We start from the raw sequence: 12,781 nt of genomic DNA on the forward strand, positions 1-12,781 counted from the left end.
TGATGCACTCTTTCCGCTTTCTGGGGCTGATGCTGGTCGTTTCGGCGCCGGCGCTGGCCCAAACTCCTGCTGCTCCGGCTACTGCCCTGGGCCCGCTCACCGTCGATAAAATCATGCGCGACCCGGCGCAATGGCTGGGTACGGCGCCTTCCAACGTGTATTGGGGCGAGGACGGCCGACGCATCTACTTCAGCTGGAACCCCGACAAAGACCGCCGCGACTCGCTGTATCAGGTGGCCCCGACAGGCACTGCGGCGCCGCGCAAAGTAAGCTGGCGCGAGCAGCGCACGTTGCCTGCTAGCACCGGCGAATACGATGCGGCCTACACGCGTAAGGTCTACGAGAAAGAAGGCGACATCTATCTGCTGGACCTTAAAACCCAGAAAACACGCCGCATCACAAACACCGCGGAGCGCGAAACCGAGCCGAACTTTGCGCTGCGGGGCAAACTGGTAAGCTACGTACGCAGCCAGAACCTCTACACCTGGGACCCGGCTACTGGCGAAACCACTCAGCGCACCGACTTCCGTAAAGGCAGTAAGCCCGCCAACGGCCAGCCCAACGATAAGTCGGAGCGCTATCTGCGGGCCCAGCAGCTGGCTTTGTTCGACGTAATTCGGCAGAAAGACCAGGACCGGCAGGCGCGGGAGCGGCAGCAAAAAGCCCTGGCCAAGCTGCGTCCCAAGGCCATTTACATCGGCCAGCAGCAGATAGACAACCTGCAGCTCAGCCCCGATGGCCGCTACGTAACCTACACGCTGATGCAGGAGCCTTCCAGCGAGAAGGTAGCACTAGTGCCCAGCTTTGTGACGGCCTCCGGCTTCACCGAGGATATTTCGACCCGCACGAAAGTGGGCGCGCCCCAGACTGCCTACGAACTGGGCATGTACGACGTGGCCCGCGACACGACATTCGTACTGGGCTACCGGGAGCTGAAAGGCCTTGATGAGCAGCCTGCTTACCGCAAGGAATACCAGATGCCGGCCAAAGCGCCCATGCCCGCCGACTCGGCCAAGGCAGCGGCCACGGCCAAAAAGGAAAAGCCTGCTAACGAGCTGCGCCGCGTGCAGCCGTTCGGGCCGTTCTGGTCCGAGGACGGGCAGCGGGCGTTTCTGGTGGTGCGCTCCACTGATAATAAGGACCGGTGGATTGTAGCTCTAGACCCGGCGGCGCAGAAAATTACGCTGCTGGACCGCCAGCGCGACGAGGCTTGGATCAACGGTCCGGGCATCGGCTACGGGGCCGGCAACGTGGGCTGGCTGCCCGACAACCGCCGCGTGTGGTTCCAGAGCGAGGAAACCGGCTACTCCCACCTCTACACTGTAGACGTAACCAGCGGGCAGAAAAAAGCCCTGACCAGCGGCAAGTTTGAAATCCAGAAAGCTCAGCTCAGCCGCGACAACAAAACGTGGTACCTGACGGCCAACGCCACACACCCCGGCGAGCAGCAGTTTTACCACATGCGCTTGGAAGGCGGCCCACTGCAGCAGATTACCAGCAGCGCTGGCGCCAATGAGGTGACCGTGTCGCCGGACGGCCGCACGCTGGCCGTGCGCTACAGCTACGCCAACAAGCCCTGGGAGCTGTTCGTGATGGACAACAAAGCCGGCTCCAAAATGCGGCAACTGACGCGTAGCACCACGCCGGAGTTTGAAAGCTACCCCTGGCGCGACCCGGAAATCGTGACTATCAAGGCCCGCGACGGGGCCGACGTGTACGCCCGCCTCTACCGCCCCGCCAATGCCGTAGCGCAGGGTCCAGCCGTGATTTTTGTGCACGGCGCCGGCTACCTGCAAAACGCGCACAAATGGTGGAGCCAGTATTCCCGCGAATACATGTTCCACAACCTGCTGGTTGATAAAGGCTACACGGTGCTCGATATCGACTACCGCGGCTCGGCCGGCTACGGCCGCGACGTGCGCACCGGTATCTACCGCTATATGGGTGGCAAAGACCTCACCGACCACGTGGACGGTGCCAAAATGCTCACGGAAAAATACGGCGTCAGCGCGCAGCGCATCGGCATTTACGGCGGTAGCTACGGTGGTTTTATCACGCTGATGGCCATGTTCACGCAGCCCGACGTATTTCGGGCTGGCGCGGCCCTGCGCTCCGTCACGGACTGGGCGCACTACAACCACGGCTACACCGACAACATCCTCAACGAGCCCTACAACGACTCACTGGCCTATGCCCGCTCCTCGCCCATCAACTACGCCAGCGGCCTGAAAGGGGCACTGCTCATGTGCCACGGGATGGTTGATACGAACGTGCATTTCCAGGACATTGTGCGCCTTTCGCAGCGTCTTATCGAGTTGAAAAAAGAGAATTGGGAGCTGGCCGTGTACCCCGTGGAAGACCACGGCTTCGTGGAGCCTTCTTCCTGGACCGACGAGTATAAGCGCATCCTGAAGCTGTTCGAAACCAACCTGAAGCCTGCTGAGCCCATACTAGGAGGTGGCACCGGCAGCGGCACCCATTAGCGCGTAATGCCGGCTCGCCTTCCCAGACGTATCCTTGTGCTGACTGTCCTGATTTTGGGCAGTGCCTTGTCGTTTCTGTTTTCGCCGCCACCCCAAACGCCCGATGAGTTCTGGGGGCTCTATATTCCGCTGGGAGAACAGGCTGGGTTCATTCTCAACAAAGATTCCTACGGCTACATTCAGGCGGCTGAAGAGCCCGGCCGACTACTGCAGCAAAACGAAGAACGTCAGTCGAGGCCGCTGTATGTGCTGCTGGGCACGGCACTTGGGTACCCGTTGCGCGCAGTCCTGCCCATCTTGGTGGATGAGGCCAGCGTGCGGGCCGCCGTCGGGCCCGATGTGCCCTTGTCCGACCGTGCGCTGATTGGCTTCTATCCGGCTTTCGTGCTGCTGAACTTCGGGGTGCTGCTGACGTCGTTGCTGCTGTTTGTGCGGCTCTACTCGCCGCTTACAAAAGGCACGGGCAACCTGCTGACACTGGGCTGTCTGCTGGTGTTCCTGGTGTCAAATCCTATTGTAAAGGCCTTTTTCTGGACCGCGCACCAGCAGATGTTTTGCTTCTTTACGCCACTGTTTTGCCTATGGCTGCTGGAGCGGTTTCGGCAACGGCCGCCGCGCCCAGTGCAGTGGTTAGGTTGGGCTCTGGCTACCGGACTGTTGCCGCTTGTTTACGGCAATTTTGTGCTGGTGCTGCCCGTACTGCTTTACGCGCTGGGGCGGCAGTCTGGCCAGCGCTGGCCACGAAAACAGATGTGGAGTTTAGCCGCTGGCACAGTGTTACTTTTCCTGCTACCTACCGTCGGCTGGATACTGCTGCTGAAACTCCGGGGGGTAACGTACTACAACCACGAAATGGCGCGCTACCACCAACTGGTGTGGCTGGCAGAGGCCGCCCAGACGTCTCCCGCAGAATTTCTGACCACAGTTGGGCAAAAGCTGCTGGAGTTTGCCGGTACGCTGTCTGGTCTGGTAGGCTGGCTGCTGGCAGTACCACTTTTATGGTTGGCGGCCCGGAGGCGCAGGCAACCGATGACGCCAGTGGTGGCAGATGCTGTTTTCCTGCTGCTGCTGTTTGGGGCGTTTTTAGCGGCACTAGGCTACTACAATGAGCGGCTCACGTTCACGCTACAGCCACTACTACTCTGCCTAAGCGCGGCTGCGCTGGCCCACCTGCAAGGGCTGGGCCAGCGCATAGGCTTGGTGGTAACGGTACTAGCTTGGCATACCTATCAAGTCCTGTCGTACGGGCCGTTTTCCTGATGCTGCTAGAGCCTCTTGGTCAGGGCAAGGCCAGAGTAGGAGTAGCCATTCGCGTTGAGGCCCTGCACCGGGCTTACGCTGTACGTGTTGCCGGTTTTCTTGTGCAGCTGTGGCACCAGAACACCGGCCGTAGCACCTACAGCAAGCCCTAAAAGGTTATCGGAGAGAAAGTGCTTGCCGGCTTCCAGGCGCGTATAAGCCTCCGCCACAGACACCACGGTGGCCGCCGTCCAGATAAATGGCTCGGCCTTGGAGCCGGGGTGAAAGTCGTGGTATACTTTGGCGGCAAAGAAGGTAGCCGCCGCCGTATGGGCCGTGTGGCCGGCAAAGAACGAGTTGGTAGAAATCTTGCTGTTGCGGCTGCCTCCGCCCTCGGTGCCATACAGGAAGGGCCGGTAGCGCGTCACGTTGCCAATAGTCATGGTGAAGGTAGCATCGGCGGCCAGCATGCTCTGCAGATACAGCCCCAGTACTTGCCCGTAGCGGCTTCGCACATCGGAGTCCAGCGCCAGCAAGCCCGGCGCAATCAGCAATGAAGGGTATACAATCAGGTCACCGGCCGTCTGGGCCCGCTCACTGTAGTAGCCCGCCGAAAACCGGTCGAACTTGGGAATGTCGTTTTTGTTGAGAGCAGCCAGCTGAGCATCGGTCAAACCGTCCTTTGTCTGCACCAAAAGCAAGCCCGTAATACTGAGCGCCCCCAGACCCGCTGATATGGGGCCATCTACGGCGAAACGGGTGTGGTAGGGAGATGGCGCTTTCTGCGCATGCGCTTCAGGAGAGCCGGTGGCCAGCAGACCAACCGCCAGCACGAGAGTGGAAATTTGCTTCATAGGGCAATAGAGAGGGAAAGTAGCGCTACAACGGAAAAGATATTGTGGAGGTTGACCCGCCACCGATTCTCGCTACCACATTTCCTTCCGGAGCAAATAGCCAGCAACTCCTAACTAAATAGTAGCTTTGTAGCCCTGCTACCACAGCAGGGCAGGGGCTGCCGGCCCCTTGTGTACTCTACCTTACAAGCTGATGCCGTACCTGTTCACTTCCGAATCTGTTTCGGAAGGCCACCCCGATAAAGTAGCCGACCAGATTTCTGACGCTATCCTCGACGAGTATCTCCGCCAGGACCCCGCCTCCAAAGTAGCCTGCGAAACACTCGTAACAACGGATTTTGCACTGGTTGCCGGCGAAATTAAATCGAAGGCCCATGTAGAGGCGGAACCCATTATCCGGGAAGTTATCCGCCGTATTGGCTATAACAAGCCCGAGTACCTTTTCAACGCCGACACCTGCGAGGTCATGAACCGCCTGCATGAGCAGTCGGCCGATATCAACCAGGGCGTGGAGCGCGCCAGCGACGAAGAACAGGGCGCCGGCGACCAAGGCATGATGTTCGGTTACGCCACCAAGGAAACGGCTAACTACATGCCGCTGGCCCTGGATCTGTCGCACCGCTTGCTGCAGGAACTGTCCAAGATTCGTCGCGAAGGCAAGGAAATGACGTACCTGCGTCCTGATGCCAAAAGCCAGGTTACCATTCGCTACGCTGACGACAACACGCCGGAAGCCATTGAAACCATTGTGGTGAGCACGCAGCACGATGAGTTCAATCAGGACGAGCAAACCATGCTCAAGCAGATTGAGCAGGACATCAAAACCATTTTGGTGCCCCGCGTGAAGGCGCAGTTGGGTAGTGAGGTACAGAGCCTGTTCACCGATTCTATCATCTACCATATCAACCCTACCGGCAAGTTCGTTATCGGGGGGCCTCACGGCGATTCTGGCCTGACCGGCCGCAAGATCATCGTGGATACCTATGGTGGCAAAGGTGCCCACGGTGGCGGTGCTTTCTCGGGTAAGGACTCCAGCAAAGTAGACCGTTCGGCCGCCTATGCCGCCCGCCACATTGCCAAAAACCTAGTAGCTGCCGGCGTTGCCGACCAAGTGCTGGTTCAGGTAGCTTACGCCATTGGGGTAGCGAAGCCAGTAGGCGTATTCGTGACAACCTACGGAACCACCAACGCCAGCAATGGCCACGGCGAAAAGCTCACCGACGGTCAGATTGCCGAGAAGGTGCAGAACCTGTTCGACCTGCGCCCTTATGCTATTGTGCAGCGCTTGGGTCTGCGCAACCCTATTTTCAGCGAATCGGCAGCGTATGGTCACATGGGCCGCCAGCCCGGTACCAAGCAGGTGCAGGATGCTAACGGCAGCACCCGTACCGTGGAAACCTTCACCTGGGAAAAGCTCGATTACGTCGACAAGATCAAAGCGGAGTTTGGCCTATAGGAGCCAATCTGCAACCGTTTACTACAACAGAAAGCCCCGCCTGATCATCAGGTGGGGCTTTCTGTTGTAGTAGGTAGTAAGACTAGTGAGTAAGCAGCTTTTCCTTATGCTTCGTAATCTGGCGTTTCAGGCTGTCAGCCGCCGCGTCGGCTGCCGCTTCAAACGAAGGCGCATCTTCCTGCGAAAACAACGTAGCGCCAGGTACAAACAGCTTTACTTCTACAGTTTTGTTGGCAATACCATCTTTATTATTCAGCTTCAGAATCACTTCACCTTCCGTGACACGGTCATAAAAGGTTTCGAGCTTGTCGAGGCGTTTCTGGATGAAATCGAGCAGTTTTTGGTCGGCGTCGAAGTGCACCGAATGCATCTGTACTTTCATCGTTCGTAGGGTTTGGGAGTAAGAAAAAGGAACACAACTCAGGCCTTGGGATGGGCCTGTTCAAAGACTGATTTCAGCTTGTCGATGGACAAGTGGGTGTAGACTTGCGTGGCGGCCAGATTCGCGTGGCCCAATAACTCTTTAATGGCGTTCAGATCAGCGCCTTTGTTCAGCAAATGCGTGGCAAAGGAGTGACGTAGCACGTGCGGATGCTGCTGCGACGAAGCAGTCGTTATCTGACTCAAATAGTGCTTCACAGTTCGATACACTAGTTTTTCATACAACGGTTCACCTTTGTCCGTAACGAGGAGTGCCGGCTGGGCGTTGCCTTCTGGACCAAACTCGCGTTTGCGAAATGCTATATAGTTGGTAAGCACAACCACCAGTGTGGGGTTGAGCGGCACGATGCGCTGCTTGTTGCCTTTGCCTGTAACCCGCACTGTGCGCCCCGGCAGGCTCACATCATCCGGCCGAATCCCGATTAGCTCCGAAAGGCGGATTCCGGTGCCATAGAGCAGTTCCAATACTAGCTGGTCGCGGATACCTGCAAACGTGTCCGGAAACTCAAAAGAGTTAAGCAACCCATTGAGGCTATCCTCCGGCACGAAGTCGGGCAGCTTCTTCGCCATTTTGGGTGCTTTGATGCGCAGCATCGGGTTTCTGCTGATAACTCCGGTGGTCAGCAGAAACTTGAAGTAGGAGCGTAAGCAGGCAATCTTACGGTTGACGGTGCGCGGATCGAGGTCCTGCTGCATCAGCGTCACCACCCACGAGCGGATAAGCGTATGGTCGGCCTGCGCAGGCTCAGCTAATTCATAGGTATTCTTGAGATAGGTGGCAAACTGCCGCATATCTGTCTGGTAAGAGAGCAGCGTGTGCGGGCTGTAGCGCCGCTCAGACCGCAGGTAGTTGAAAAATAAATCCATACATCGGAGCCCGGCCGCTAGGGCCGGATAACCAATGTATGGATTTCGGCGGAAGAAAAAAACCGCAACCGTATGTACGCGAAAAAACCGGCTGACGCACCAGAAAAGGGCATCAGCCGGTTTTTAATCCGGAAGGGGCAGAACGCTAGGCGTTGTTGTCGTTGCCGTAGGTCACCTGCTTGTAGATGGCCTTCTGCTTCTGCTTACGGTTGGTGATGGAAGGCTTCTGGAAAAACGTGCGACGACGCAGTTCTTTCAGAACGCCCGTGCGCTCAAACTTCTTCTTGAAACGCTTGAGGGCGCGGTCAACCGACTCGTTTTCCTTGATTTGTACGATGATCATATGTCAGTGGGGTTGAAAACTCTTCTATGAAGGGCCGCAAAGATAATCAGAGAGTTGGAAGATTAAAAACGGATTACTCGGATTTTTGTCTGATTGGCCCTAAAGGCGGCCGATGGCTTGTTTGCCTACGAATTTCTGCAAATACGCATCGGCTGCTTCCACCGCAACTACTTACTTGAGCAGGGTCCGGGCAATGACGAGCTTCTGAATTTCAGAGGTGCCCTCGCCGATGGTGCACAGTTTGGCGTCGCGGTAGTATTTCTCGGCCGGATAGTCCTTGGTATAGCCGTAGCCTCCAAAGATTTGCACGCCCTCATTTGCAACGCGCACCGACACTTCCGAAGCATAGAGCTTGGCCATTGCCGACTCCTTATTCACGCTCAGACCCCGGTCCTTCATGTCGGCTGCTCGGTAGGTGAGCAAAGAAGCCGCCTCGATTTCCGTTGCCATATCGGCCAGTTTAAAGCTGATGCCCTGGAAATTGCTGATGGGCTGGTTGAACTGATACCGCTCCTTGGAATATTGCAGAGCTGCTTCGTAAGCACCTTGTGCAATGCCTAAGCTAAGTGCCGCAATGCTGATACGGCCACCGTCCAACACCTTAAGCGCCTGCACAAATCCATCACCAACTTGCCCAATGACATTCTCTTTGGGTACGCGGCAATCAGTGAAGATGAGTTCTGTGGTTTCAGAAGCTCTCATTCCTAGCTTATCTTCCTTGCGGCCCGCCGCGAAACCAGGTGTGCCACGCTCGATGATGAAGGCCGTCATGGCCCGCGAGTCGCCTACTTCGCCAGTACGGGCAATAACGACGGCGACGTTGCCGGTTTTGCCATGCGTGATGAAGTTTTTGGCACCGTTCAGTACGTAATGGTCGCCGTCTTCAACGGCCACGGTCCGCATGTTGCCGGCATCAGAACCCGTATTGGGTTCGGTGAGGCCCCAGGCTCCAATCCATTCGCCGGAAGCCAGCTTAGGCAAATACTTGCGCTTTTGCTCCTCGGAAGCATGCTGCAGAATATGGCCGGTGCAAAGTGAGTTATGTGCTGCCATGCTCAGGCCGATGCTGCCATCTATCTTCGACAGTTCAGCAATAGCCGTCACGTATTCAGTGTAGCCAAACCCAGCACCACCGTATTCCTGCGGCACCAGTACACCCATCAGGCCCATTTCGCCCAGCTTGTGAAACACTTCCACGGGAAATTCCTGGCTTTCGTCCCACTTCATCATGTGGGGCTTGATGTGTTGCGCGCCAAAGTCGCGCACCATCTGGGCAATCATTGTCTGGTTTTCGGTAGCTACCAGTTCCATGGGCAAAAGAATGAAGGTGGTGGGAATTAGAAGTATAACCGGTAAGGGCCGGTTTTGGGTCCGCGAAAGTACGATTTTGGCCGCGCCCAGCCATGTGCAGAATTCCGGTCGGTGGACCCAATTTTGAAAGGGGGCGCCAATTCGGTTAACTTTGAAGGTTTTTCAGAGAATCTTCCGTAGTTGGACGTCGCCTTGCCAGGGCCCGTTCCGTAACTTTTTGGCTCCTTCAGCCTGCATGTATCCATCCGCATTTCGCCGCCTCACGTTCCTTTGGCTGTTGTGTATACCATTTCTGGGTTTGTTTTCTTGCTCAAAAGAGGTGTACAATCAGCGCGTTATGTTCCGGCTGGACGATGCGGTAAAAGGCATGGATACCACCAAGCTGCGCCGCGTTGTGAACCGAGTAAACCGGAATTACACGATCCAGCCGAACGATTTTCTAGCGGTACGGGTGTATACCAACAACGGCGAGCGGATAATTGACCCCAATGGGGAACTACAGTTTGGTTCACCTCCCGGAGGCGCATCGTTGCCCAGCGCCGGAAACCGCAATGCCGGCGCTGTACAAAGCAGTGCCTCTTCCGGCACCGGTCAGGGAGCAGGCCAAACGGCTAACTTCTCTGAGTTCCTTGTGCAGACCGATGGATACGTTACGCTTCCGTTGATCAATCGTGTAAGGCTGAGCGGCTACACGCTGCTGCAGGCAGACAGTGTACTCCAGATTAAATACAGTGAATTCTACAAAGGAGTCTTCGTCACGACTCGGGTGACGAATAACCGGGTAATTGTGCTGGGCTCACCGGGCGGAAGAATAGTGCCGCTTACGAACGATAACATGAACCTGCTGGAAGTGCTGGCCGCCGCTGGCGGTGTAGATGGCGCGAGCGGCGCTGGTGCGGCAACCTTGTACCGTTCTGGAGGTAAGGTATCTAACATCCGCATCATCCGTGGAGATTTAAAGAACCCACAGATTGAACAGGTAGACCTAACAACTATTAATGGGATGCGCCGTGCTAATCTGCAAATGGAGCCAAATGATATTGTATACATTGAGCCCATTCGACGTCCTTTCATTGATGGGCTAAACGATGCGGCTCCTCTGCTGGGCCTTGCCGGGCTTTTCCTGACCAGCATCAGCCTTATTATAAGCCTTACGCGGTAATCAGCGTAGGTGCATTTTGTTTTTCTGAGCAGAACTCCTGATATCTTTAAATGGCCGTTAACGAAAACGCCGAGCTGGAAGAGTTGATCCGAAATGCTACTGGTTCCGGTGGAGTAAGCACTGTGCCCACAGACGCAGAGGCTGCAGACGAAGGAGGTGGACTTGATTTTGATACGCTGCTGCTGGTTGCCCGGCGGAGTCTGCTTTGGCTGTTGCTGCTGATTGGGCTGGGCCTTACAGGTTCGTGGTTGTTTTTGCGCTACACCAAACCGATATACAAGTCTTCGTCGCTGCTGAAGATTGATGAGAAAACGGAAGCTGGCGCGCTGGGATTAGGTGGGGCGCTGGGCGAAACAGCTGGTGGCCGGCAAAACATCAGCAAGCTTTCAGGAGAAGTAGAGTTGATAAAATCCAATATTATCTACCGCCGCCTGAAAGACTCCCTGGACCTCGATGTAAACTACTACGCCGAAGGGACTGTACTCGAAAGTGAGCTGTATGGTGTTTCACCGTTTCGGGTGGAGTACGGAGGAGACATTCTTTTCAATACAAAGTTCGGCCTCAGCTTTACAAGCCCGACACGCTTTCGGCTTTCCTACTTGCAGGCCGGGCAGGAGCAAACGGGCGAGTATTCTATTGGTGAGCCTTTTCGGATTGGCGGCATGACGCTACGCATCCGTACTACGCCAACGATGGATGCTTCCGCGCTTGACCGTACGTTTCACTTCATCATTAACGACGAAGGCGCTATCAACAGCTACCTCGACCGGAACCTGCTGGTGGAGATAGTAAATCCTGACGCCAACACAATCCAGATTTCCTTCCAGGATTTCACACCTAGTAAAGCCCGCGCTATCGTCAATAAGATAGACACGGTATACCTGCAGGAAAAGATTGCGCAGAAGCAAGCCGCTACCGCGCAAACCCTGCAGTTTTTGGATCAACAGCTGACGGAAAACAGGCAGAACCTAGCAGTTGCAGAAGAGAACCTCCAGAGTTTTGCGCGTCAGAACAAGACGTATGATGTCAAAGCTACTATCGGTGACCTTACTGCCCGGCTGGAAAAGCAGGAAGAAGAGCGGCTGAAGCTGGCAGAGAAGATTCGGTTGCTAAACGAAGTGGCCGCCCTGGCTGAGCAAGGCGCCATTACTGCCCGGGAAGATATGACGGTAGAGCAGAGCATTCCGGCACTGGCTACCATCGACAACCCTCAGCTAGCACAGCAGCTGACCGAATTGAACGGATTGCAATGGAATCTGCGCCGTCTTTCTCGCTCCTATAAGGAAACGACCGAGGCTGTACAGCAGCAGCGGGAAGCGTTGAATTACGTGAAAGGTAATTTGCGCCGTACGCTTCGGCAAAGCCGAGAGCTGCTCTCTAGCCAGCTGGCCGCATTAGACCGCCAACGCAATTCTTTCACTTCAGAATTGCAAACCTTACCGCAAAAAGCCACCGAACTGGCCCGGCTCACGCGCCCATTGGAACTGTACGAGAAATCGTATCTGATGCTGATGGACAAGAAAGTGGAGTTCAACATTGCCAAAGCCGGCACTACGCCCGACTTCCAGATTCTGTCGCCGGCGAGTATGCCAAACGTGCCTATTTCACCCGTGCGGCTTATGGTATATGCCATTGGGCTGGCGAGCGGTATCGTGCTGGGCCTGTCGCTGATGGCAGTGCGCTACTTTATGCACAACACCGTCACTAGTGTGCGCGAACTAGAGCGTGCGACGCAGGCTTCCGTACTGGGCGTGATTCCTACCTACGATAAGGAAAAGATGGCCGTCTCGAAGCTGGTGGTGGACAAGAACCCCAAGTCAGCTATTTCGGAGTCTATACGTTCCATTCGGACCAATCTGGACTTTATCAGCTCAGCCAAAAAGAAGCGGCTGATTTCGGTTACTTCTACCATTTCGGGCGAAGGGAAAACGTTCGTCTCAGTAAATCTGGGAGGCATTATTGCGCTGTCGGAGCAACGTGTAGTGATTCTGGACCTGGACATGCGCAAACCCAAAGTCAACTTGGCTTTTGGAGCGGAGAATGTGAAAGGAATAAGCACCATCCTAATTGAAAAGCACACCATTCAGGAGTGCATTCAGCATACGTCCATCCCGACCCTGGACTTTATTTCGGCCGGGCCCACACCACCTAACCCATCAGAGCTGATCCTGGGGGCCAAGTTCGATGAGATGCTGGCCGAGCTGCACAAAACCTACGACGTGATTCTGATTGACACGCCGCCTGTTGGTTTGGTGACGGATGGTATCCTTATCATGCGCAAGGCTGACATTCCGATTTATATCGTGCGGGCCAACTACTCCAAGAAGGCTTTCCTTAAGAACATCAACAAGCTGATGCGGGCCAACAACTTTACCCGGCTCAGCACCATCCTCAACGATGCTACTTCCAGCGGTATGTATGGCTATGGTTACGGCTATGGCTATGGCTATGGCTATGGGCAGGGCTACTACGAGGAAACGAAGCCGACTGAGAGTGCCATTACCCGCCTGCGTAAGCGGTTTTCTTAGGCATAGCGGGTAACATGGCCTCCTTTTTCCAGAAGCTTTTCGGCAGTAAGGTTGCACAGACTGCTTTGCCAGCAGACGCCCTAGCAGTGCTGGGAGC

At 55.8% G+C, this 12,781-nt stretch carries 10 protein-coding genes; 5 read left to right on the forward strand and 5 right to left on the reverse strand.

Translation table 11 applies throughout. The features are described from left to right. The first annotated feature begins 2 nt into the window (after positions 1 to 2). On the forward strand, positions 3 to 2,483 hold the full coding sequence (locus H4317_RS03025; RefSeq protein WP_260625796.1) for a S9 family peptidase: 2,481 nt from the start codon (positions 3 to 5) through the stop codon (positions 2,481 to 2,483). A 6-nt stretch (positions 2,484 to 2,489) separates the two neighbouring features. Then, the gene (locus H4317_RS03030) at positions 2,490 to 3,743 is read left to right on the forward strand and encodes a hypothetical protein (protein ID WP_185888713.1); all 1,254 of its coding nucleotides are present in this window, start codon (positions 2,490 to 2,492) and stop codon (positions 3,741 to 3,743) included. A gap of 5 nt (positions 3,744 to 3,748) precedes the next feature. Here H4317_RS03030 and H4317_RS03035 read toward each other — a convergent pair whose 3' ends face one another. After that, complete coding sequence (locus tag H4317_RS03035) at positions 3,749 to 4,576, reverse strand: phosphatase PAP2 family protein (RefSeq protein WP_185888714.1); 828 nt, start codon at positions 4,574 to 4,576, stop codon at positions 3,749 to 3,751. Positions 4,577 to 4,769: 193 nt separating this feature from the next. Between H4317_RS03035 and metK the strand changes: the two genes are divergently transcribed. After that, positions 4,770 to 6,032, forward strand: a complete 1,263-nt coding sequence (gene metK / locus H4317_RS03040) for a methionine adenosyltransferase (protein WP_185888715.1) — start codon at positions 4,770 to 4,772, stop codon at positions 6,030 to 6,032. Positions 6,033 to 6,114: 82 nt separating this feature from the next. Here the strand turns inward: metK and hpf are convergent, their stop codons facing one another. From hpf to H4317_RS03060, 4 genes are all read right to left on the reverse strand, one after another. Continuing rightward, complete coding sequence (gene hpf, locus H4317_RS03045) at positions 6,115 to 6,414, reverse strand: ribosome hibernation-promoting factor, HPF/YfiA family (protein WP_185888716.1); 300 nt, start codon at positions 6,412 to 6,414, stop codon at positions 6,115 to 6,117. A gap of 38 nt (positions 6,415 to 6,452) precedes the next feature. Next, positions 6,453 to 7,340, reverse strand: coding sequence for a tyrosine-type recombinase/integrase (locus tag H4317_RS03050; protein ID WP_185888717.1), 888 nt, complete (start codon positions 7,338 to 7,340; stop codon positions 6,453 to 6,455). A gap of 145 nt (positions 7,341 to 7,485) precedes the next feature. Beyond that, on the reverse strand, positions 7,486 to 7,683 hold the full coding sequence (rpsU, locus tag H4317_RS03055) for a 30S ribosomal protein S21 (RefSeq protein WP_073281214.1): 198 nt from the start codon (positions 7,681 to 7,683) through the stop codon (positions 7,486 to 7,488). A gap of 171 nt (positions 7,684 to 7,854) precedes the next feature. Then, on the reverse strand, positions 7,855 to 8,994 hold the full coding sequence (locus H4317_RS03060) for an acyl-CoA dehydrogenase family protein (RefSeq protein WP_185888718.1): 1,140 nt from the start codon (positions 8,992 to 8,994) through the stop codon (positions 7,855 to 7,857). A 337-nt stretch (positions 8,995 to 9,331) separates the two neighbouring features. Here H4317_RS03060 and H4317_RS03065 point away from each other — a divergent pair, with 337 nt between their 5' ends. Together H4317_RS03065 and H4317_RS03070 are read left to right on the forward strand one after the other, a co-directional pair. Further along, a complete protein-coding gene (locus H4317_RS03065) occupies positions 9,332 to 10,156 on the forward strand; it encodes a polysaccharide biosynthesis/export family protein (protein ID WP_185888719.1) in 825 nt (274 codons plus the stop codon). Positions 10,157 to 10,206: 50 nt separating this feature from the next. After that, positions 10,207 to 12,684, forward strand: coding sequence for a polysaccharide biosynthesis tyrosine autokinase (locus H4317_RS03070; RefSeq protein WP_185888720.1), 2,478 nt, complete (start codon positions 10,207 to 10,209; stop codon positions 12,682 to 12,684). Positions 12,685 to 12,781 lie beyond the last annotated feature (97 nt).

Source organism: Hymenobacter sediminicola (assembly GCF_014250515.1).
Lineage (GTDB): Bacteria > Bacteroidota > Bacteroidia > Cytophagales > Hymenobacteraceae > Hymenobacter > Hymenobacter sediminicola.

What these genes read in the sequence shown, in the direction of transcription:
- rpsU (WP_073281214.1), bottom strand. Translation starts at nt 7,683, where the DNA reads ATGATCATCGTACAAATCAAGGAAAACGAGTCGGTTGACCGCGCCCTC.
- H4317_RS03030 (WP_185888713.1), top strand. Translation starts at nt 2,490, where the DNA reads ATGCCGGCTCGCCTTCCCAGACGTATCCTTGTGCTGACTGTCCTGATT.
- H4317_RS03065 (WP_185888719.1), top strand. Translation starts at nt 9,332, where the DNA reads ATGTTCCGGCTGGACGATGCGGTAAAAGGCATGGATACCACCAAGCTG.
- hpf (WP_185888716.1), bottom strand. Translation starts at nt 6,414, where the DNA reads ATGAAAGTACAGATGCATTCGGTGCACTTCGACGCCGACCAAAAACTG.
- metK (WP_185888715.1), top strand. Translation starts at nt 4,770, where the DNA reads ATGCCGTACCTGTTCACTTCCGAATCTGTTTCGGAAGGCCACCCCGAT.
- H4317_RS03035 (WP_185888714.1), bottom strand. Translation starts at nt 4,576, where the DNA reads ATGAAGCAAATTTCCACTCTCGTGCTGGCGGTTGGTCTGCTGGCCACC.
- H4317_RS03025 (WP_260625796.1), top strand. Translation starts at nt 3, where the DNA reads ATGCACTCTTTCCGCTTTCTGGGGCTGATGCTGGTCGTTTCGGCGCCG.
- H4317_RS03070 (WP_185888720.1), top strand. Translation starts at nt 10,207, where the DNA reads ATGGCCGTTAACGAAAACGCCGAGCTGGAAGAGTTGATCCGAAATGCT.
- H4317_RS03060 (WP_185888718.1), bottom strand. Translation starts at nt 8,994, where the DNA reads ATGGAACTGGTAGCTACCGAAAACCAGACAATGATTGCCCAGATGGTG.
- H4317_RS03050 (WP_185888717.1), bottom strand. Translation starts at nt 7,340, where the DNA reads ATGGATTTATTTTTCAACTACCTGCGGTCTGAGCGGCGCTACAGCCCG.